The organism is Caballeronia sp. LjRoot34, from assembly GCF_964253815.1.
Taxonomy (GTDB): domain Bacteria; phylum Pseudomonadota; class Gammaproteobacteria; order Burkholderiales; family Burkholderiaceae; genus Caballeronia.
The window spans coordinates 582,755-603,733 of sequence record NZ_CAXUSB020000004.1; the positions used below are offsets into that span (position 1 = coordinate 582,755).

A 20,979-nucleotide genomic window follows, 5' to 3' on the forward strand; every position below is an offset into this window, starting at 1 on the left:
CCGTGACGGGTCTCAGCTTCGCTTAGAACTTGTGCCTTATCCCCATGATCACCGAGAGTTCATGATCGTTTCCAGAAGGCGCTGTACCGCTCGTGAGATCAGCTACAGCGCTCTTTCCAAGCGAGTTTGTACCGGAAGCTTTTTGATATGCAGCCGTCGCATAAAGTGAAGTTCGCTTTGAAACTGAATAAATGGCGCCCAGATTCATTTGTTGATACTTCGCGCCTTCACTATTATTCGCCCCGCTATCTCTCGTCTGACTGTAAGCAGCGCCGAGCAGTAGCGCTGGATTCACCTGATACGTTACGTTAATTTCGCCAGTGTTGAACGACGCCGAACCACGATACTGTGCCGCCGCGCCTGTCGTCACGCCTGTAATACTGCCGAGCCCACCGAATTTGACGTTGCTGTAGAGCAAAGAGACAATAGCGGGACCTAAGGTATATCCTCCACCGACCACAGCTATCTGTTCTGATTCGGCAGACGCGTACCCCGCGACTGTGACGTACGGGATGTTGCTTCCTGTCAGACTGTCGCTGGGCTTACCCCCCCAGAAAGAGAAGTTGGGATCCTTCGCAAAAAAATACGATGCTCCCATTTTGAGCAAACCATTGTCGTAACCTACTGCAACGTCATAAATATTATTTCGGGTGAAGTTACCCGCCACGCCCCCCAGGCTGTACATACCGGAAAAGATCAAACCGCCGAAGTTTGGGGACTGGTATTTGACGGCGTTGCTGATGATATTGATGCCGTCGAGGTTGTCGACATCCACTGCATGGGTACCATCCGCAGTTCCGCTTGATGCCCACGTGCCGCCCGCTGACAGGCGTAGATAGCCCGTCATCGTGCTGTAAGAAGCGTCATTCTGTCTGCCGAACGTCACCGTCCCATATTGATCGCTGCTAATGCCAACAAAGGCTTGGCGGCCGAAGAGGCTACCACCTTGCTTAAGTGCACCCATGGTCGCACTGAACCCATTCTCGAGCGTGAAGATGGTTTTCAACCGGTTCCCTAGATCCTCCACACCAGTCAGTCCCCATCGACTTCCTGTCTCGCCGCCGCTTGTCAAAGCGACTTGATGAGATCCACCTACGTTCGATGTATATGTGATGCCAACGTCAACAATGCCGTAAAGCGTAACGCTGCTCTGAGCGTATGCGCTACCGGCAAAAAGTGTCCCAATGACGGAAGTTATGAGCGTTTTTTTCAACTTCTCCTCCTTTTTATCTTGTACACGGCTATAAAATATTCGTATTCCTAATCAACCTAAAAACTCGAGCAAGCGCGACCGTCTGGATATGGTCTACGTTTATCGAAATACCAACAACTCCCTTGCTAAATCTCGCGTTCCATTTCCGGGCTTTGACTCAACAGGGCGAACGAATGCCCCGCTTCATGGTTAAGTTCTAAGCTGCTTCGCTCCAGTGGCGGCCCTACTGCGCAGCGATGTACAAAGCCACCACATCTTTGAGATGGGCGATCTGAACGTCAACGCGTATCGTGTCGTCTTCAACCTTATTGTCGGAACGGACAACCACACCTGATGCATCTCCCGTTAGAACCTCAAAGGAATGATATTTACGTGCCGGAAGGTCCAAGGCGATCGATATATCCCTGACCGGGACGAGATCTACAACGGGACGCCGGGGCGAGGACGTGACGTTAATGACGTGCAGCAAAAACCCGCCTTCGTCATTGTCAACTTTCGAAATCGTCATCTGAACGCTAGCCGGCGCATTCGTGCTCAACCTGTTGGCATCGCCAAGCATGTACGACACCGTATTTCCCAGCAGCATCGAGTAATCCGGGTGTCCGTGATGCCAGACATTTCTGTCCACTTCGGTGGCGAAGTAAATGGACCGTCCGTCGCCGAATACGTTTTCGATGACAGTTGCGTACGGAGTCTCCATCGACGTTAGCCATGCTTTTTCCGGTGGCTGCGGATAAATGGCCGGAACATATGTGGCCAGTGATTGAGCGCCGCTTCCTTGATGCACTTCGACCAGCAAACATTCACCCCAATTAGCGATGAGTTGAGTTTGCTCGAAATCGCGCATGACCGGGTGCTCCCGTTGCCTGATCCACTGATATCCCCACTTCGATGAATCTTTGGACAGACCTGAGTAAGAGCAGCCGAAGACGTCGGTCAAGGCAAAATCGTCCCGAAGCTCCCCAACCTCATTGCGAAGCGCTGTAGATCCCGTCGAGATAACATGTCCGCCAGCGGAAACGAAAGCGCGAATAACTTCAGCATGCGTGTCCGATAGCAATTCACAATGCGGAATTATCAATAATTTCTTATTCGTAAGCTTCTGGGCCGAGAAATCAAGATCGAGAACGAAATCATATTGAAGGTGTCTATCTTGCAGAGTTTGCTCTAGACCGAGAATATTAGTGAGATAGTGGTCTTCCGCCCGATTTTGTCTGCGATGTTTTATATTTGTCTTTTGTGAATAGAATATTCCGACTGGCGCGATCGACTTCTGAGAGTGCAGCTTACCCTCGTGTCTCTTCATTACTCTGAATACGTCGCGAACCACAGCTTCGTTGCGCCGATCGTAGGTTGCGCCCGGGTGTTGACCGTTGAAGATAACATCCCACAGCGAGCCGCCAGCACTCAGTGCCTGCCACATCCATATCTTTAGTTCTGCCGGCGAGTTTGAGACGTAACGAAGTTGATTATCCATGCCCAAGTGACCGAAGAGAACGACCGGTGTCTTTTCTTCATCTAACGCCTTCAGAAACTTGGTGAGGGTCCCAGGTCCATTCAACGGCTCATGATTTCCTATAAAGAGCGGAGTAACCAGAAAGTCCATTGCGTCTTTTATGTTGTAGAGATCATGCCCCGCGGAGTTGTAGAAGTCATAGAACAAGCCGAATATTTCGGCGCAAAAAGCCTTGTCGTCTCCGAACTTCTTGATCTCCCGACGAAAAGCGGAGAGATGGCGGTGTAGCATTCGGGACTTCCACGCCCTATATGTATCGTATTTCGATTCAGCGAAGTGTCCGCCACGTGGCAATTCATCGTCATGGTCTTCCATAAACGCTGCCTGGCATCGCTTGCAGTAGCACACTCCCTCGTGCATTGAGGCGTTTTCCCAAATTCCGTCCACGTTGTATTCTTCGAACAGATGCCGCGCGAAGTCGAAGGCATGCTCATTGCGATACCAGCCAAGGTAGCACGGCGTGTATAGGGTTTCTGGAAGTGGATGCCCCAGGTAGTTGAACACTTGAGGTTGGCAAGCTTCGTCTACCGCAAACGCATCAGGTCGCTGTTCGAAGACTCTTTTTTCGGCGCCCCGAAAATCAACTCGCGCAATGACTCGAATGCCGCGCGAGTGGCACTCCTCTGTTAGCTCTTGAATGATGTCTTTCGAGCCGACAAATTTGCTAATATTTGCGAATTCGAGTTTATTCTGAAAAAAATCAATCACTCCACCTGCGTTGATGACGAGGCAGTTAGCATCGGCCGAGACGAGATACTCCACTACGCGTGCAGCGTCGTAATCGATTAGATCCACTTCACGCAGTACTGTCTGATATATCCTGAGCTGCTTTTTGTACCAAAGCTGTTCTTTCATGGATGCACCCTAATGTGATGTTTCTTCGTAAATTGCTTTTACGTGTGTATATCGAGAAGCACGCGCTTTGCAGCGTGCTCTCACACGTTATTTTCTTGAACTTCACTGATGGCTGTTTCTCCTACAACGTTCTTGACGAGAAGAAAAAGACTGAGGCCCGCAAGCATGCAGATGAACGCACTCAAAAATAGCGCGGACCGAAATGATCCTGTAATGTCGATCGACAGACCGGTGACCAGTGGCGAAAGGGTTGCGCCGAGGAACGCTGCGAATGTCGAAGTAGTAATCGCAGATCCCACCAGACTCTTCGGGAAGAAAATCGTCACAGCGGCCCATTGAGCGGTTCCTGCCATCTGCATGAAAAAGAGGGCACAGAAGCTCGCTGCGATAGCCAGTGCCGGAGCGTTCGAAAAGCCTACGACCGCGGTAGCCGCTCCTGCACCGCAAACGCCTACAAGAATCGGTGCTTTACGGCAATTAACACGCCCGATCCCCCGACGTTCGAGCCAATCGGAACCGATTCCACCGATGAAAGCACCGAAGATTCCACCCAGAAACGGAATCGCAGCAAGCACCCCTGTCTTGGCAATACTGACATGAAACTCTAGTTCAAGATAAAGCGGCAGCCAGCCCGAGAACATCAAGCCCACCCAGCCGAGGCTGAAGGCACCAATCATGAGTCCCCATGTCGTCCTGAAGTGGAAGAGCGCTTTCCAACGCGCAAACGTAACGGGTACGTGAGCCGCCCCTTTTACTGATCCGCCTTCGCCATCCGAAAGGAGCCGTCGCTCGCCGTCCGAGAGCTTTGCGCGACTCAAATCTCGATACATGACGAAATAGACAATGGAAAAAACGATTCCAGCGACACCCATGCACAGAAACATGTTCCGCCAGCCGAGATGTAACATCGCGCCAGTCAGTAGAAGCGGGGCAAGAAAAGGGCCGAGTGAGGTGGAGGACGTGTATACCGCAGTAGCCAAGCCGCGCCTGCGGATCGGAATCCATGTTGAAACCATCTTGGCGTTCGTGGGCGCGGTTGGTGATTCAGCGACGCCAAGGACAATGCGAGTGGCTAGCATTGGAAGGTAGCCACGGACAAGACCACCGGCCAACTGTGCGCACGACCACACCATGATGGCGCACGTCATAAGGTATCGAGCGCCAAGCCGATCAACGAGGTAACCTGCCGGCATGTTGCACAAGGCATAACTGAACGACCAGGCTGAGAGAAGGGCGCCCAGTTGCACTGCCGTGAGGCCAAGGTCAGACCGCATATGAACAGCAGCAATACTGATCGTACTTCGATCAAGGTAATTTATAACAGTCATTACCAATGCAAGAATGACAAAGGTCACCTGTTTTCTGCGGAGACTACTTGCAGCAATCCGATCGTCCGTCAATATTCCCAAATTTAATTCACTCATTATTTCACCTGAAACCGTTTATTCGTAACGCTTAAAATTAGATCCAAGCAAGCCGCGCGATGCTGACCCTCTTGGCTGCAAAACCAGATAAAACGTGTCTGTCCAGAAATTGGAAGCCCCCAATGACGGAGAAAGGTTATCTCCTAAACAATCGCTACGCGGCGATCTAACGATCGGATATTGGAAATACACACCTTTTTTATCAAAACATAGGACTACTTTACATAGCAAATACTACCTGTTTAGCCGGCCAATTTGCCTACTGCCGGCTTTCGAAGAACGGACCACCTCGATGATGCTGGGGCCACCCTCTATGTGTCAGATTTTGTACCATCGCCTGGTATCGCCAGCGATGCTTCTAAGTTTGACCAGGCTGATGGGAGCCCAAAAAACACTTCTTGAAGTTGAACTTGGAGATCGTTTTTCTCGGTCTAAGTTATCCTGCAGATTTACCAGTCGATCGTGTTGGTGGGTTCTACGCGTTGCGCTGGCTTTCCTGGGCCGTTAGCGGATTCCAGCCTCAGCGAGTCTGCGAGCAGCGTTGTATAGGTGCGTTTGAACAGCAGTGCGTGCGGCCATTGGATCGCCCGAACGAATAGTCGCGGCGATAGCCATATGCTCTTCACGGACTTGCCGTGAAAACCGCTCGCTCATCGCTTCATTGTGACGCGTCACAATAACGCCGGCCTCGAAGTACTGATTTAGAAATGTCAGTGTTTTGATAAAATAGGGATTGCCCGCAACAACTGCGATGGAATGGTGAAACCCGACATCTTCGGCGACCCCATCGCGTCCCTCTGCGACCGCGTCGTCAATCTTGGTCAGAGCAGAATCAATTTCCAGCATTTGGGCGTCAGTACGGTGCGTCGCTGCCTCAGACGCCGCTTCGGCCTCTATTGCGCGTCGCAGCGCAAGTAACTGGAAAATGGAGCCGCCCTCCGTCGCCTCAGCGTAGTCGATTCGCAAAGGACGGATCGCCCCATGCACTGATATATAGATCCCGCTACCTTGCCGTGGCTCCACAACACCCTCGTTTTTCAGTCGGGAAATCGCTTCGCGAATCACCGTACGGCTAACGCCGAACTCCTGCGCCAAGACGGCCTCCGTCGGCAGTTTACTGCCTCGCTTAAAGGCTCCATCGGCGATCTCGGCGAGCAACTTCTGCGCAACGGTGTCGCTAAGTGCCACGATTGGTAATTTTTCTAACATGAAAGTTTCAGAGAGCGTGCGTTGGTAAGTCATATTGTTATAGTACAAATTCGCGGTTGTCGAAGCATTCGGACAAACCCTTTACAAGAGCGTCTGACGGGAACGTATGGAGATCTTTTAAGCAACTATCCGCACGAGGAATCTTCTGTCCAAGCCTTATCCCACCTTAAGTTCCACGACTTGTCTCCAAACGCACAATGCCCATTATCAATTTCAGTGATATTTGATATCACAGCGAATCAAACCCAATCTCGGGATCCTCGAGACAGGGATAGGACAACGTCGCAACGACTACCGCAGCATCAGGGAAGTGCGTCTGTGGATGCAGCGCCATGAGGGCGGCGGCTGTCCGGCTGCCGGGTGTTGATCTCGACATACTTGTGCCATACCTCAAGCACGATCAATTAGCGCGAGTTTGCGTGGTACTCACCGACAAACCCGCTGGAAAGGCGCGCAAGTGGGTCCTCGCGTTGCACCACCCCTGATCAGCGATAAGTGGCGTGTGTCACTTCAAGCGCGAGCGTCCCGACAACCCGTCCTGAGTTGCATTGACCGTCTCGGGAGTATCGCGTCCGCTTAACGAAGGCTTGCGCCCGATATGCCATGCACCCTCACGAGGCTGTTGCCGCCACGTGCGCAGAGTGGCGGTGCCGGCCACGCCAATCGAAAGCGCTGCGCGAGTCCCGTCTCAACAGGCGCCCGAGATCTTCAGGCGTTTGCACGAAGCCGATCCACGACGACCCATGCCATGAGTTGGTCAACGCGGTGATCGCGTGGTCGGCGATGCGCGCAAGCCCGAAGCGCAGATACGCCTCGGGATCGACATCGTTAAGTTTGGCCGTGCCGATGAAGCTGTAGATCGCGGCAGCGCGTTCGCCGTCCGAGTCAGCGCCAGCAAACAGATAGTTGCGGCGACAATGCAATTATGTGCACTGAAAAGGAAACGGGCTTCGGGTTCAGCTCGCGCGGGCCGGCGTCAGGTGAACCGGACACGATGCTCCCAAGGCTGCTACGTCGATGCAAGATGCCATCACTGGCCGCTTACGGCGCTCCGCGCCCACAAGATCATAAACGAGATGAAGAAGGCAAAACGACAACTACTCCTCGGGTAACATTCCCTCGTGAGGCAACACGAGCGGACTTCCTAGTTGTCGCGCACCACCGGCTTTGTAAGCGCATGCAGTCCAAGGGGTCCCACGTGGCGTTTGGCTATGAGGCCGGATCGTGTGGGTTCGGACTGCACCGCCAACTGACGGACAAAGGTCATACTTGCATGGTCTGCGCGCCGTCACTGATTCCCAGGACGCTTGGCGAGCGAGTGAAAACTGATTGCCGCGATGCGGCCAAGCAGGTGCGATCGCTGCGTGCCGGGGGATCTCTCGCCTGCGCACGTGCCGACGGTCGAGGACGAGGCGTTCCGTGATCTGGTGCGTGCCTGGGGCGCGGCCAAATAGGATCTGAAGCAGGCACGGCAGCGTCTGAAGACATTCCTGCTGATTCCCGACGTGCGTTACTCCGGCCGCGCTGACTGGGGCCCGGGACACCGACGCTAGACAGTGGCTATCCATTTGATTCACCGTGGCAGCAACTCGCATTCGAGGAGCACCGCCGCACGATCGAGTACCGACTGACCCAATGCGAACGGCTGGAGGCAGCCCTGCGCGAAGTGGCACCACAGTGGCGTTTCTTCCATGTGTGAAGACTCTGCAGGCACTACGTGGCATCCAGTTCACCACGGCGATCGGCCTGCTGGCCGAACTCGGTGTCGATGTCCACGCAGAATTGACCCTAACAGCAATGCGCGCCGTTTGCTGGTCAAAGTAGCGTGGTCTTACCGTCACCCGGCCAAGATCAGCCAAGCGATCCAGAAGCGACACGAAGCGCTACCCAAGCCCATCATGGACCGTGCCTGGGATGATCAACTGCACCTGTGCAAGCGCTACCGCAGACTTACTCACGCGGCACCCCCCCAACGTTGCTCTGGCAGCCGTCGCCCGTGAGCTGGCGGGTTTCGTCTGGGACCTCGCACAGATGACGCCCATCACCGCAACCGTGCAGGCCACGTAAAACCATCGGCTCAGGCCTCAGTCACGCGAGGGAGGATCAAGAGTCTTCTGAAGGCGGTGCGGCGCGGTCGGCGAACAACCCGCGAAGATCCTACGAGATGACATCTGATGCTGACTCCCAGTCATAGAGCGCGGAAGGTTCGCCAGACGGAGCCCTGTAATGTGCTAGCCAACCCACGAATATCAGAAGGATCCACCGTCGAAGTTACAGGCTGCGCCGCCTTGAGGAGATTCAAAAACACAGTGATGCACTAAGACAACGCGACCCGCGGTTCTTGACTACGGAAGTCATATCAGGAGCTAGTAAAGATCAACGCAGTCGGGTGGGCTACCGTTCTTTTAAGACAGAGACTGTATCCGCTCGTTTACCAAGCCACTCCACTCCGTCAAGATTGCTCGCGACGGAAATTCGCTCTGTAATGTGCGGGCGACAACTTCATTGCCTTTTTGAACGCTGTGCTGAAGGCACTTTCCGATGCATAACCCAATTCGTTGCCGATGTTAGCGACGGATCGGGCACTTTGCGTTAAGTACACAACGGCGCGCCGCATCCGCAAATCGCGCAAATATGCCTGTGGGGTAACGCCCACGCTCGTGCGAAATCGGCTTGCATAGCTGGTGCGAGACATATTGCAAGCATCGGCAAATTCTTGAAGTGTCCATGGATGCTCGGGACGATCATTCATAAGCCGCAGTGATTTAGAAATCCGTTGATCTTGGGTCGCGAGTGGCCAGCGTCCGCCGAGCGCACCAGCACTCTCCGAGGCCGTCTCTCGGTAGGCTCGAAGCACTCGGAGAAAGATGATTTGTGTCAACTTATCTACGGTCGACTTAGCGCCGATGTCGTTAGCCCGGACCTCATTGACAAGTTCGTCGTAAAGTAAATGCAATGTAGATTGACTGTCGTGACGGGCTCTGATAACAAAATAGTTTGGCAGTACGTTCATTAACATGTTCCCTGCACTTTCTTCGAGGGAAACAAAACATGCCAACGCCACGCAAGCCGACGAATGGTATGCGTCGCTTGTCATTTGCGCATCCTGGTGAAAGGTGACTTCGCCGCCTAAAGGCGCATCAATCGCACTTGACATGGTGTACGCATTTCCGCGTCGCACCAGGAAGAAATCTCCCCGATCCGCAAAAATCGGAAGGCCCCCCTCCAATGCGAAATAACAACGGGACTTCATCACGAAGAGCTTCAGAGATTTTGGGGATGGCAGGCGTGCGGCCCATTGTCCGGATGCAAGTACGGCACCGCTGATGCTGCAGCGCGCCTCGGCCAAGTCGACAAGATCTGAAAATGCGTCGGACATAATGTTGTACGAAATAGCAAGAAATGCGTACTCAAGAGTGTGCAAGAAACAAAAAATCCCGGCTACGATCCATCCCACTGCAGCGTACCACCAAATTGAACAGCGAAAAGGCGAATGAAGCTGCCGGATGCCACTCGAAACCTTTGGCGGCCGCCACGAGAAAGTGTCCCCAACAACAATGCGTCGCTTTTAGGCGCCAATTTAAGATGCAGGAGAATTGACTTTGACCGGTCCGTCCACCACACCCGTACGTTCCGATCGCGAATTGCCTAAATCGGCAGATGTGGTCGTCATCGGCGGCGGTATTGTCGGGGCATGTATTGCGCTGGAACTTGCGGAGCGTGGCGTTCGGGTAGTGCTCTGTGAGAAAGGCAATATAAACGAAGAGCAGTCCAGCCGAAACTTGGGATGGGTGCGGCTCACAAACCGTGCACCCGCCGAGATTCCTCTCATGATCGACTCGATTGGCCTTTGGGCAGATATGGATCGCCGGTTAGGTCGCGCCACGGGCTATGTGAAGTGCGGGATCGTGTTCTCGGATCGCACGGACGCTCAGGCCACGCAACGCCAAGATTGGTTGCTCAACTTGCGCAATACCGGTTTCCGCGTCGAGGAGTTAACAAAGGAGGCAATGGGCGCTCGTTTTGGTGGCAGCTCATTTCCCGCAACCTACAGCATATTCAGCCCTTTCGATGGACGCGCCGAGCCGCAGCTTGCCGCGCCCGCAATCGCCGAAGCGGCGCGGGATCGAGGCGCACTCATTTTTCAAGATTGTGCAGTGACTGCCATAGAGAAGTCTGGGGGAAAAGTTAGCAGTGTTGTCACTGAACGGGGCACAATCGCCACATCGACGGCGGTGATTGCTGCGGGCGCGTGGAGCGGTGCATTGTGCGAGAGCTTGAATATTCCGCTGCCGCATCTGGATGTTCTGGCTACCGCCTTTCGCACCACCGCCATCAACGACGGACCCGACGTCTCATTTGGCACCGGTGATTTCGCGGTCCGCAGGCGGCTCGACGGCGGATATACCGTTGGAAGCTTTCGTTCGCGTGCCGAGCTCGTGCCGAACTCATTTCGGTACGGTTGGAGATTCCGCAGCGCCCTACGTACACCCAATATGGGTATCCATGTGGGAAAGCGCTTTTATCGCGAGCTGAAACACACTTTTGGCAAGGCCGGCATCTTGGATCGCCTCGCGGGTGGACGGACCCTCGATCCCACGCCATGGTTTTGCCAAGACGCGGTACTTGACGAAGTGGCCGCCTACTTTCCGTTTCTTCGACAAGCGCGGGTAGCGCAGGCCTGGGCCGGCTGTATCGACGTGACGCCGGAGCAAATTCCGGTTATCAGCACGCTTGGAAAAACGCTAGGTCTTCACATCGCCAGTGGTTTTTCCGGCCACGGCTTCGGATTGGCACCAGGTGCAGGCCGACTCATGGCCGACTTGATCACGGGAAGATCCCCTCGCGTGGATCCGGCTCCATTTCAATTTTCTCGATATCAACGATGAGGAAATCCGACGCCAGCGGGACGTCAGCGTCGCCGAGCGATTAGCACACCTTTTTAATGAGACTATCGAAAACATGGAAATAACCACCACTGTCGGCCGCAACGGCCGTGTTTACGTACGAACCCAATCGAAGACCGAGAAATGGGTTAAATACTCGCGAGCCATCAAAGACGGCGAATGGGTGTTTGTATCGAACACTTCCGGTTTCCGTTACGACGAAAACCGCATTGATGAAGGCATCGTAGATCAAACGCGGCAGATGATCCTGAATATCAAGGCCGCGCTGCAAAGCGTTGGCGCGGCGCCGGAGGACATTGTCCGTGCCGTGATTTATTGCCCGCGTCCAGACGAATTTCCAAAAGCGCTCGATCTCATCGCCGAATTTTTTTCCTCCATTGAGCCTGCCGTTACCGCAGTTTGTGCGCCGCTCGCGGAATCAAGTCTCCTGATTGAAATGGAAGTTACCGCGCTAATGAAGCGCGCATAAACTTTAGCGGGAGAGATGTCCTGCTGCGGCGCGGCGACGCGCGAGTGCGTCGGTTCAAGATGTAGCGATGAGTAACCCGGGGCATAGTGTAAAGAGCATGATTTCAATAAACGATGTATCTAAGTGGTATGGAACGCAGCGAGTACTCTCGGGATGCTCGGCGACCATCTCAGAGGGGGAGGTTGTAGTGGTTTGCGGGCCGTCTGGTTCCGGAAAATCCACTTTAATAAAGACATTGAATGGCTTGGAGTCTATTCAGTCGGGACGAATCATCGCGGCGGGATGTGACCTGGCCGATCCCAAGACTGACTTGAACGCGTTGCGTTCGAAGGTAGGGATGGTTTTCCAACATTTCGAGCTGTTTCCCCACTTGACCGTGGAGGAAAACATCCTGCTTCCGCAGGTGAAGGTTCTCAAGCGCTCTCGCTCCGATGCGCGAGAGCGGGCAAATACACTGCTGCGCCGTGTAGGTCTGTCGCAAGTGGCGATGAAGCAACCGTCCCAGCTCTCTGGTGGGCAGCAACAACGCGTCGCCATTGCCCGCGCGCTCGCGATGGATCCGGTTGTGATGTTGTTTGACGAACCGACGTCTGCCTTGGATCCTGAAATGGTCAACGAAGTGTTGGACGTGATGACCGAACTGGCGCGGCGAGGGATGACGATGATCTGCGTGACACATGAGATGGCCTTCGCGCGGAAAGTCGCATCGAGGGTGCTGTTCATGGACCAAGGGTGCATCCTCGAGGATGGCGCGACGGAAGCGTTTTTTTCCCATTCCAAAACAGATCGGGCAAGGAAATTTTTGTCACAACTCGCTCACTAGAGCTTTCAGGCTAGGAAGGAAAAACATGAAATTACCAACCCTACTTAAAGCAATCTTATTGCTGCCATTGGTCGCAGCATCCATTGCGAACGCACAGGGCCAATCGGACGGAACGCTGACGCCGGGTAACCTCCTGGTCGGCGTGGATGCCAACAATAAACCGTACACGTATGTCGAGGATGGAAAGCTAACTGGATTCGATGTCGAAGTTCTGCGCAGTGTGGCGGAAAAAATGAACCTTGATGTTGATTTTCGTATCCAGGACTTCAGTGGATTATTGCCTAGCGTCGCAAATCGCCAGGTGGATGTGGCAGCGGGATGTATCGGCATTACGGATGCGAGATCCAAGATTGTAGATTTCAGCGACGGGTACTTATTGGGCATTTTGAGTCTCGCCGCGTTGCCCCATAGTCCAGTCACATCAAACCCGAACTCTCTCAAAGGAAAGCGAATTGGCGTAGTTCAAGGCACGATCGAGGATACGTCGGCCGACACCTTTATCGCAGGTGCACAGATCGTGCGCTTTCCTAACGTCAACGCGGGATTTCTCTCGCTGCAATCGCGGTTCATCGATGGCTATCTTATCGACAAGTCGCAACAGGATGCCTTGGCAAAGAAATATCCAAAAATTGGCTTGATTAGCGTGATCGATCTGACCGCAACGACCTTGATTGCTGGCTTTCCAATGCACAAAGGAAACGATGCGTTTAAAACTAAGTTCAACGCTGCATTGCGGGCAGTGGTCGCTGATGGAACATGGGCCAAGCTTTACGAAGAATATTTTCCGAATTACCCGATTTCCAAGGCCCTTCCGCCTGGTCTTAAGTGACGCTTGACAATTGATAACCTCTGGATATCCTGAACGATGGATGCACTCCTGAACAACTTTCTCGATTGGTCCCTGCTAATCGAGACGTTCCCGGCGCTACTCAAGACCGGCTTGCTAAACACCCTTGTCCTGTCCATGGTGTCGACGGTGTTAGGGATTATCGTCGGAATGGTTTTGGCGCTTTTTGCAGTGTCTCGGAAACGATGGTTGACGATCCCGGCGTTGCTGTATGTCGACATATTCCGTGGTCTTCCCGCGGCACTGATAATCTTGATCGTTGGGCAAGGACTCGCGCCGGTCGGACTATCGCTTTTTGGCCCAAATCCTTACCCGCTTGCCATCGTCGCTTTGGCATTGATCGCATCTGCTTATATCTCGGAAATTTTCCGTGCTGGGATCCAGAGCATCGGGCCAGGGCAATTGAACGCCTGCCGCGCGCTGGGGATGAATTACTGGACCAGCATGCGCTACGTGATCGTTCCGCAGGGCGTTCGACGAGTCCTGCCTGCCCTTGCGAACCAATTCGTTTCAATAATCAAAGACTCGAGCCTCGTTTATTTCTTGGGCCTGTTGACGTCGCAACGCGATCTTTTCACCATTGGTCAAAACATTTCGGTTAACTCTGCGAATCTAACGCCACTGGTAACATCCGGCTTGGTTTATCTCGTCATAACGGTTCCGCTCACGCACGCTATTAATTACATCGACAGGAGAGGTCCTTTGATCTCCCTTCGCAAAAAGAAACCTGCCGTTGCTGTCGATGAAAATGGTGGTGTTGTGGAAAAGTCGGTCGCTTAACCGGGTGAACTCGAACGTATCGGGAGAGGTGATCGTTAAATCTCGTTGAGTGAGCTCTAGTACGTTCCAGCATGACAAATCTCAACAATTTAGGACTACAAAATTAAAGATACGCCCCGGAATGGTATGTCGATACCAAGTATTCCAGGCGTCAAGATCGCGGCGGGGATTGTTGCGTCTTTGGTTTGTCAACTTGCGTCGGCTCAAAGCAGTGTCGTACTTTCTGGCCTCGTCGACGACGGCATCACCTACACGAATAACGTCAAAGGTCATTCGGTCTGGCGTACCGATCAAGGTTTCGCGCAAAGCGGGCGCTGGGGCCTGAAGGGCATTGAAGAACTCGGCGATGGCTGGGCCGCGAATTTCGTTCTAGAAAATGGCTGCGATATAAATAGCGGCCGCTTATCACAAGGAGGCCGCGAGTTTGGGCGGCAGGCTCGCGTTGGATTGACATCCGCGAAGTTCGGCACGGTGTCGATGGGACGACAATATGATTCGGTCGTGGATTTCCTCGGTCCACTTACTGCAAACGGTGGGTGGGCGGGTGCCCCATTTTCGCATCCGTACGATAACGACAACACCGATAATTCGTTTCGTGTAAGTAACTCACTGAAATATCTGAGCCCGAATGTCTATGGTTTCACTGGTGGAACAATGTTTGCTTCCGGCAATGACACTGACTTCTCTAATAACCGCGCCTGGAGCGTCGGCGCGCGTTATGACCGAGGACCAATCCTCGTGGGCGCAGCCTATCTCCGCGCAAACCGATCAGGGCAAACCGCTGCGGGAGCAATCAGTACGACAGATGCGGTTATTTCCGCACAAGGGCAGCAGATCTGGGGCGGTGGCGTCAACTATAAGGTCGGGAAAGGCGTAATCGGCCTCAGCTATACCAACTCCGTATTCTACGGTCCAGGGATGAATAATCTCACGGGCATCGAATACAACGGCTCGAAAATGTCGTTCCAAAATTTTGAGACAAGTGTTCGGTTTTTCGTGAAGCCCAACCTTCTGGTGGGCGGCATGTACACCTACACGAAAGGCGAACACACGGAGTCCGCGGGTGAACAGCACACGCATTGGAATCAAGCGGGACTCATGGCGGATTACTTCCTTTCCAAACGTTCGGACTTGTACGCGATGGCAGTTTGGCAGCGCTTGGGGGGCGATCACACTGGCGCAGGTGGGATGCAGGGCGCGCTCCTACTCGGGGCAGCGGGCGTGTCGGCCACCAGCAACCAAGTCCTTGTTCACGCGGGTATTCGCGTGAAATTCTGACAGCTCGCTTGCGTTTCGCCAGCGGCTTGAAAGCATTTCCCCTTCCTCGTTGCCGAATGGGATTGCAGGCCACTCGGGCAAAAAAAGCACAGTCTTCACACAAACCCATGTTAGCCGGCATGATGGGCGCCGACCCGGTCGAGGACCTCGCGTCTGCCTGGAACGGATGCAGAAAGCTCGGCGAGCAATTCGGATACTCGGTCGTTGTGACCGCCGGCCCGCATGGCGCGGCGTGGAAGGATCACGCGGCTGACTATGGAACAGTTGCGGGCGAGAGAGTTGACGTCATCTCATCGCATGGGGCGGGGGATACTTTCATCGGACATCTGGTTGCACAGTGGGCAAGCGGGGCGCAGCTCGGCCAGGCGGTCGCCATCGCGAAAAGGCAGGCTGCAGTTTTCGTGTCGACGCCTCGAACAATGGCAGTCGCAGCGTGAGCGAGCCGCCTTTTAGTCCATTGACCCCTGCCAACGGAGCAGTTCCGTTCGACGCGGTGTTATTCGATTGTGATGGAACATTGGTTGAGTCGGAACCGATTACGTTCCGCGTCCTCTCGGACATGTTGCACGCGGCTGGGTGGAAAATATCCGCCCACGAGTTCTCGGAGCTCTTCTTTGGACAATCGGTGAAAAGTCGGTTCGATCTCATTCGATCGAGGACAGCAGTCGTGGATATCGAGGCCTGGTATCTCGATTACCGCGACAGACGCGATCAGGCGTTATCGCGAGAGGTTGCTGCCACGCCTTTTGCCGGTGAAACCGTGAAGCATCTGGCGTGGCACTCAGTTCGACTTGCAGTGGTTTCTGCCTCGAGCCGATCCAAGATCACACTACAACTTGACAAGGTTGGACTGACTGACTGGCTGGTTCGGTGGCCACATCTACAGTGGACAACACTCGCGACGAAATAAACAAATAAACCGTGGCCGGACGTGTACCTTGAGGCCGCATCGTTGTTGGGTGTCGATATAAGACGGTGTGCAATCGTGGAAGATTCTCCTTCCGGGGTATTGGCAGGAGTGTCTGCGGGCGCGACGGTGTACGCGTACAGTCCGTCGCACCGCGAACTAGGTCAATGCGGCAGACTGCTCGCAGCAGGCGCGAAGGACGTGTTTGGGGATATGCGGATGCTTAAGCGCCTGTTGACCGGAACGAGGATGGTGTGACAGTCGGGCGGGGAAAACCAACCCTATCGTGCCTTCCGGACAACCAGCTCAACGTGAGGTGATGTGAGGTTGTAGCGCACGCAGCCAGCAGGCAATGGCGACCGCGCCACCATCCGGCGAACCGAGCGCGCGGGCACCAAGATAGCTGGCCCGCCCGGCGCGCGGTGACATGTGCGCCGTATCCTGCGCGCCGGACTCCGCCGCGCTCACTGCGGCCGCCCACGCTTCAGCGGCATTCAGGCCACGCTTTAAACCCCCATCGAAAGCCTCGATAGCTGGCACCAGGGCATCAAGCATGGTGCGATCTCCTGCCTTCGCTCCGCCCAGTTCACTGATAGCGTCGGCGCTGCTCCTGAATGCAGCGGCCCAATCCTGAGCGGTCGGTTCAGCTGCATTCGCCAAGCTGCGCGAAGCGCGCACCAGCGCAGTAGCGTAGAACGGCCCAGAGCTTCCAGCGATTGCCCTTCGCAAAGCAGTGCCCAGTGTTGCAAGTGCACCGCTCGGAGTCGTCAAAGCGGTCGTTGGGACAGCCACGATCGCATCCGCTGCGCGCTTCATGCTTGCTCCGAGATCACCGTCGCCGGCCTTCGAGTCGAGATCCGTCAGGATCGCTTCATTGGCGATCAGCGCGTGCGCAACCGCGTCCAGCGCGGGCTTCAATCTCTGCGCCCAGCCGGCATCGTTTTCATGGGTGACCGTGCTGTTGGGCTCGGACGTGAGGTTCGATGTGACCGCGATCGGAATCCGTATGCTTTGATTCACCTTCCCGCCACTGGGCCATGAACGAGCCTCGGTTTCCAAATCCAGCAACGCCAGCCGTTCATCGTCGACGCGCAGCACGGAGATGGAGCAACCGGGCATATTGAGGGCCGAGAGCAGCGTGCCGCACCACGCTCGCTCGACCGTCACATTGCGGTGGGTGAGATTGTCGAACGCGGCGCGAAGCACAACGGCCAGTTCCATATCGGGCGTGGCGCCAAGTCCGTTCACCAGCAGCACGACACGCTCGCCGCTCTTTACTTGCAGATCTTCGATGATGTTTGAAAGCAGCGTCTCGGTCAGATGGTTTGCGGGCATTGGGGCCCTGCGCTCCACGCCTTTCTCGCCGTGAATTCCAAGTCCGAGCTCGATCTCGTTGTCCGCCAAGCTGAAGCCGGCCTTGTCGGCACCCGGTAGCGTGCATCCGTCGAGCGCAACGCCCATCGTCCCGAGATCGGCACAAGCTTCGCGGGCAGTTGCGGCTACTTGAGCCAGTGAAACGCCACGCGCGGCCATAGCGCCTGCAATCTTGTGCACCAGTACCGTACCCGCGATGCCACGGCGCTGATTGCGCTGGGATTGGGCGCGAAGTGACACGTCATCGGCCACGGTCACTATTTCGACCGGAATTCCCTCTGCTCTGGCAAGCTCCGCTGCAAGTCCGAAATTGAGCCGGTCTCCCGTGTAATTCTTCACAATCAACAACGCACCGTTCGGACCAGACGTTGCGCGGATCGCTTCGAGAACGGCGTCGGTGGACGGAGAGGTGAACACTTCACCGCAGACGGCGGCACTGAGCATGCCGGCGCCGACATAACCCCCATGCGCCGGTTCATGCCCGCTGCCCCCGCCGGAGATGATGGCTACGGGGCGTTGCGGGGGCGCCGGCACTCCCCGTCGGACAAGAACGTTTTCATCCCCGAGAATAGCGACGTGCGGGTCCAGGCGGGCAAGCCCTTCCAGCATTTCGCGGACAACATTCGACGGGTCGTTGAGAAGTTTTTTCATGGCTGGAGGCAGTGACAGTTTCGGATCGATTGGCGCTGAGTTTGCGATGCGTACTGATGCACTTACGCACTGACAAGCGCAGCACGAGACTCGACGACCGCGGCCGCGAGCACCGAACGCTCTGTTGCGACATCGAACGCGTGGGGCGCGTCAGGCTTGTGTTGCAACGTGATCGTCTTGCCAATTTCCAGTCCGGGCTGCCGCTCGAACTGAGCAACGACCAAACAATTCCCGACCGTCACCTGGACCATGACCTGAGAACCCAGCGGCTCGACCAGCTCGATACGTCCCTGCATCCAGCCACTTGCGGAATCCGTGAGACCGTCGCCGTCCGCTGCCGGAAAGAGATGCTCGGGACGAACGCCGGCGATGACTTTCCGGTTCGACAACTCCTTGAGCGCCCGGGCCATACGGTTAGACCCGCGCAGCTGGAAACCCGCTCCTCGCATCATCTCGCCGTCGCCATCTATCGTTGCTTCGAGGAAGTTCATCGACGGGCTTCCGATAAAACCAGCGACAAATCGATTAATGGGCTCGTCATAGATACGCTGAGGCGTGTCGATCTGCTGGGCGACGCCATCGCGCATCACAATGATTCGATGCCCCATGGTGAGCGCTTCCAACTGATCGTGTGTCACGTAAAAAGTTGTGACCTTGAGTCGCCGGCACAGCTTCGTGATTTCGCCGCGCATGTCCACGCGCAGCTTCGCGTCGAGGTTCGACAGCGGCTCATCCATGATGAAGATGCGCGGTTCGCGGACAATTGCTCGCCCAAGCGCAACGCGCTGCCGCTGTCCGCCGGAAAGCGCTGCCGGTTTGCGCTGCAAAAGCGGCGTCAGTGACAGTGATTCGGCAACGGTACGCACGCGCTCGTCAATGCGCGCCTTGGGCCAGTTGCGCACCTGCAGGCAAAACGCCATGTTTTCGTACACGCTCAGATGCGGATACAGCGCATAGTTCTGGAAAACCATGGCGACGTCCCGATCAGTTGGCGACAGGTTCGTCACATCCTGGCCGTCGATGAGTATCGAACCATCGGTTGCCTCTTCAAGTCCGGCGATCATCCGCATCGTCGTGGATTTTCCGCAGCCGGAAGGACCGACGATCACGATGAACTCACCGTCCTCGGTCGTGAGATTGAGCGATTCAACGGCGTCCACGCCACTGAATGTCTTCTTGAGATTTCGAATTTCAACAACAGCCACGTTTGTCTCCTCAATAGGGTGTTGCCAGCTCTTTGCCAGTCCGTCTGGAACCGGCACGCTGGCCGCTAGGCGGTCCGCTTTTCCTTAAATCGATCAAGCCGCTCCCGGAACTCCGGGTAGTACTGCTCGTAGATCTCTTCCCATTCCGCGAGCGGCTGGATAAACCGAACGTGCCGCTGAAAGGGCAGCCGTGTCTCTGATGACTCGATCGCATCGCGGGCGATCAAGGCGGCGCCAAGCGCAGTCAGCTCGCTTTCCTCGACCGAGGCGACTGCCTCGCCAAACACGCTCGCGCGCAGTTGCAGGAGCGCATCGGAACGCGCCCAGCCGCCGACCGCATAGATGGGCGTGGCCGATGAGCCCGTGTCTCGGATCGCTTCAAGCATCCGGCGGGCGTACAGACATGCCGATTCAAGCGTTGCCCTAAGCTGCACAGCGTCGCCATATGGCACCGGGTTGATTGTCGGAACCAGACCACGTTTCAATGCCTCGGCAATGTCCCCGGCCTCGCTGGGCTTTCCGGGCAAACGGCCGCCGGCAAGAAATGATCGTAATGCGACGCCTGCGTCTCGTGCGCGGAAAGGCTCCAGTGCAGCCGAAAACTCATAAACCCCAAGACAGGCGACACCGGGCGTGCCTAAAGCCGGTACGGAAAACGCCACGAAGGGATCAGTGCGCGGCTCAACGCTCTCGATCTCCGTGTACATGAGATTGGCGGTGCCCAGGGAGTCCACCAATGCCTGCCCGTTCAAACGCCGTACCGCAGAGGCGGCGATCGGATGGTCATGCCCGCCGGCCACAATAAGCGTATTGCCGGAGGCCGCTCCACTCTCGAGCAACGGACCCGCTGCAACGGTTCCGACTACGGTGCCGGCGGCGAGAACGGGAGGCAGTGGAGGCGCGCCACACGCGCCGAGCATGGCGGGCATCCACGTGCGACTGAAGACGTCATAACAAGCGGTGCGGGTCGCAAGCGTTTCACTGATGAACGGCGTGCGGCTCCACCAAGCGGCCGCGTAGTCCGTCAGCGTCAACCACAGTCGGGCGTCCCGCATGACCTCAGGGCGATTCTCGCGAAGCCACAGCCACTTCGCCGCCGTGCGAGACGAATCGATCGAAACGCCTGCGCGTGAAGACTCTCCAGCGAAGTCGCGCAGTCTTTCGCTTTCGTTGTCGGCACGCTTGTCAAACCAGGGGATTGCCAGGTCAAGCGGCCGCAAATCGTCGGATACAGGAACCCCATCTTCGCCAACGCCCGTGATCGAGATCGCGCGCAGAGGAGTCGCGGCACCGGTAGCACGCCACCCTTCGATAACCAGGCCTTCAAGCGTGGCAACAAGCGCCGAGGCGTCCGTTGCTGGCAGGCCGCCCTGCATGCTCCGCGGAACAGGAATCGCCTTGGTCCATACGGACCGCGCTGACCTGTCAACGAGGATGACCTTTACATTGGTCGACCCAACATCAATACCACATACAAGGGAATCCATTGCTAGCCTCTGCCTCTCGTCTTCCCTTGCGTAA

The 20,979-nt window shown here is 55.6% G+C and carries 16 protein-coding genes and 3 pseudogenes; 10 read left to right on the top strand and 9 right to left on the bottom strand.

The features are described 5' to 3' along the window. Positions 1-22: 22 nt before the first annotated feature. From ACSQ36_RS43235 to ACSQ36_RS43255, 5 genes and pseudogenes are all read right to left on the bottom strand, one after another. The gene (locus ACSQ36_RS43235; protein ID WP_436186974.1) at positions 23-1,213 is read right to left on the bottom strand and encodes a porin; all 1,191 of its coding nucleotides are present in this window, start codon (positions 1,211-1,213) and stop codon (positions 23-25) included. Between the two features lie 223 nt (positions 1,214-1,436). Continuing rightward, positions 1,437-3,584, bottom strand: coding sequence for a beta-galactosidase trimerization domain-containing protein (locus ACSQ36_RS43240; protein ID WP_047847844.1), 2,148 nt, complete (start codon positions 3,582-3,584; stop codon positions 1,437-1,439). A gap of 80 nt (positions 3,585-3,664) precedes the next feature. Next, positions 3,665-5,008 carry an MFS transporter gene (locus ACSQ36_RS43245; RefSeq protein WP_436186975.1) on the bottom strand — a complete coding sequence of 448 codons (1,344 nt, stop codon included), beginning with the start codon at positions 5,006-5,008 and terminating at the stop codon, positions 3,665-3,667. 504 nt (positions 5,009-5,512) lie between these two features. Further along, positions 5,513-6,217 carry a FadR/GntR family transcriptional regulator gene (locus tag ACSQ36_RS43250; RefSeq protein ID WP_047847846.1) on the bottom strand — a complete coding sequence of 235 codons (705 nt, stop codon included), beginning with the start codon at positions 6,215-6,217 and terminating at the stop codon, positions 5,513-5,515. 708 nt (positions 6,218-6,925) lie between these two features. Beyond that, positions 6,926-7,131 (bottom strand): annotated as a pseudogene (locus ACSQ36_RS43255) (transposase domain-containing protein); the annotation flags it as partial. A 110-nt stretch (positions 7,132-7,241) separates the two neighbouring features. On the opposite strand from ACSQ36_RS43255, the pseudogene ACSQ36_RS43260 reads away from it, so the two are divergent. Then, a pseudogene (locus ACSQ36_RS43260) lies at positions 7,242-8,284 on the top strand (IS110 family transposase). A 385-nt stretch (positions 8,285-8,669) separates the two neighbouring features. Here the strand turns inward: ACSQ36_RS43260 and ACSQ36_RS43265 are convergent. Next, positions 8,670-9,641 carry an AraC family transcriptional regulator gene (locus ACSQ36_RS43265; RefSeq protein WP_152693133.1) on the bottom strand — a complete coding sequence of 324 codons (972 nt, stop codon included), beginning with the start codon at positions 9,639-9,641 and terminating at the stop codon, positions 8,670-8,672. Positions 9,642-9,819: 178 nt separating this feature from the next. On the opposite strand from ACSQ36_RS43265, the gene ACSQ36_RS43270 reads away from it, so the two are divergent. The 9 genes and pseudogenes from ACSQ36_RS43270 to ACSQ36_RS43310 all read left to right on the top strand — a co-directional run. Beyond that, positions 9,820-11,106 carry an NAD(P)/FAD-dependent oxidoreductase gene (locus tag ACSQ36_RS43270; RefSeq protein ID WP_047847849.1) on the top strand — a complete coding sequence of 429 codons (1,287 nt, stop codon included), beginning with the start codon at positions 9,820-9,822 and terminating at the stop codon, positions 11,104-11,106. A gap of 73 nt (positions 11,107-11,179) precedes the next feature. Beyond that, positions 11,180-11,593 (top strand): Rid family hydrolase, encoded by a 414-nt coding sequence (locus ACSQ36_RS43275; protein WP_436186976.1) that lies wholly within the window; start codon positions 11,180-11,182, stop codon positions 11,591-11,593. A 97-nt stretch (positions 11,594-11,690) separates the two neighbouring features. After that, a complete protein-coding gene (locus ACSQ36_RS43280; RefSeq protein ID WP_047847904.1) occupies positions 11,691-12,416 on the top strand; it encodes an amino acid ABC transporter ATP-binding protein in 726 nt (241 codons plus the stop codon). 25 nt (positions 12,417-12,441) lie between these two features. Continuing rightward, a complete protein-coding gene (locus ACSQ36_RS43285) occupies positions 12,442-13,245 on the top strand; it encodes an ABC transporter substrate-binding protein (RefSeq protein ID WP_047847851.1) in 804 nt (267 codons plus the stop codon). 36 nt (positions 13,246-13,281) lie between these two features. Next, positions 13,282-14,043, top strand: coding sequence for an amino acid ABC transporter permease (locus ACSQ36_RS43290; RefSeq protein WP_436186977.1), 762 nt, complete (start codon positions 13,282-13,284; stop codon positions 14,041-14,043). A 126-nt stretch (positions 14,044-14,169) separates the two neighbouring features. After that, entirely contained in the window at positions 14,170-15,321 is a 1,152-nt protein-coding gene (locus ACSQ36_RS43295) for a porin (RefSeq protein WP_436186978.1), read from the top strand. Between the two features lie 119 nt (positions 15,322-15,440). Beyond that, the gene (locus tag ACSQ36_RS43300) at positions 15,441-15,758 is read left to right on the top strand and encodes a PfkB family carbohydrate kinase (protein WP_436186979.1); all 318 of its coding nucleotides are present in this window, start codon (positions 15,441-15,443) and stop codon (positions 15,756-15,758) included. A 56-nt stretch (positions 15,759-15,814) separates the two neighbouring features. Continuing rightward, positions 15,815-16,231 (top strand): HAD family hydrolase, encoded by a 417-nt coding sequence (locus ACSQ36_RS43305; protein WP_407639151.1) that lies wholly within the window; start codon positions 15,815-15,817, stop codon positions 16,229-16,231. A 15-nt stretch (positions 16,232-16,246) separates the two neighbouring features. Next, positions 16,247-16,486, top strand: a pseudogene (locus ACSQ36_RS43310) (HAD family hydrolase); the annotation flags it as partial. A gap of 48 nt (positions 16,487-16,534) precedes the next feature. On the opposite strand, the gene ACSQ36_RS43315 reads toward ACSQ36_RS43310, so the two are convergent. The 3 genes from ACSQ36_RS43315 to ACSQ36_RS43325 form a co-directional block, all read right to left on the bottom strand. Beyond that, positions 16,535-18,253, bottom strand: a complete 1,719-nt coding sequence (locus ACSQ36_RS43315) for a dihydroxyacetone kinase family protein (RefSeq protein ID WP_047847854.1) — start codon at positions 18,251-18,253, stop codon at positions 16,535-16,537. 62 nt (positions 18,254-18,315) lie between these two features. After that, a complete protein-coding gene (locus tag ACSQ36_RS43320; protein WP_047847855.1) occupies positions 18,316-19,458 on the bottom strand; it encodes an ABC transporter ATP-binding protein in 1,143 nt (380 codons plus the stop codon). Between the two features lie 65 nt (positions 19,459-19,523). Continuing rightward, complete coding sequence (locus ACSQ36_RS43325) at positions 19,524-20,945, bottom strand: FGGY-family carbohydrate kinase (protein WP_047847856.1); 1,422 nt, start codon at positions 20,943-20,945, stop codon at positions 19,524-19,526. Between the last annotated feature and the right edge of the window lie 34 nt (positions 20,946-20,979).

What these genes read in the sequence shown, in the direction of transcription:
- ACSQ36_RS43240 (WP_047847844.1), bottom strand. Translation starts at nt 3,584, where the DNA reads ATGAAAGAACAGCTTTGGTACAAAAAGCAGCTCAGGATATATCAGACA.
- ACSQ36_RS43245 (WP_436186975.1), bottom strand. Translation starts at nt 5,008, where the DNA reads ATGAGTGAATTAAATTTGGGAATATTGACGGACGATCGGATTGCTGCA.
- ACSQ36_RS43250 (WP_047847846.1), bottom strand. Translation starts at nt 6,217, where the DNA reads ATGTTAGAAAAATTACCAATCGTGGCACTTAGCGACACCGTTGCGCAG.
- ACSQ36_RS43275 (WP_436186976.1), top strand. Translation starts at nt 11,180, where the DNA reads ATGGAAATAACCACCACTGTCGGCCGCAACGGCCGTGTTTACGTACGA.
- ACSQ36_RS43280 (WP_047847904.1), top strand. Translation starts at nt 11,691, where the DNA reads ATGATTTCAATAAACGATGTATCTAAGTGGTATGGAACGCAGCGAGTA.
- ACSQ36_RS43285 (WP_047847851.1), top strand. Translation starts at nt 12,442, where the DNA reads ATGAAATTACCAACCCTACTTAAAGCAATCTTATTGCTGCCATTGGTC.
- ACSQ36_RS43290 (WP_436186977.1), top strand. Translation starts at nt 13,282, where the DNA reads ATGGATGCACTCCTGAACAACTTTCTCGATTGGTCCCTGCTAATCGAG.
- ACSQ36_RS43295 (WP_436186978.1), top strand. Translation starts at nt 14,170, where the DNA reads ATGTCGATACCAAGTATTCCAGGCGTCAAGATCGCGGCGGGGATTGTT.
- ACSQ36_RS43300 (WP_436186979.1), top strand. Translation starts at nt 15,441, where the DNA reads ATGATGGGCGCCGACCCGGTCGAGGACCTCGCGTCTGCCTGGAACGGA.
- ACSQ36_RS43315 (WP_047847854.1), bottom strand. Translation starts at nt 18,253, where the DNA reads ATGAAAAAACTTCTCAACGACCCGTCGAATGTTGTCCGCGAAATGCTG.
- ACSQ36_RS43325 (WP_047847856.1), bottom strand. Translation starts at nt 20,945, where the DNA reads ATGGATTCCCTTGTATGTGGTATTGATGTTGGGTCGACCAATGTAAAG.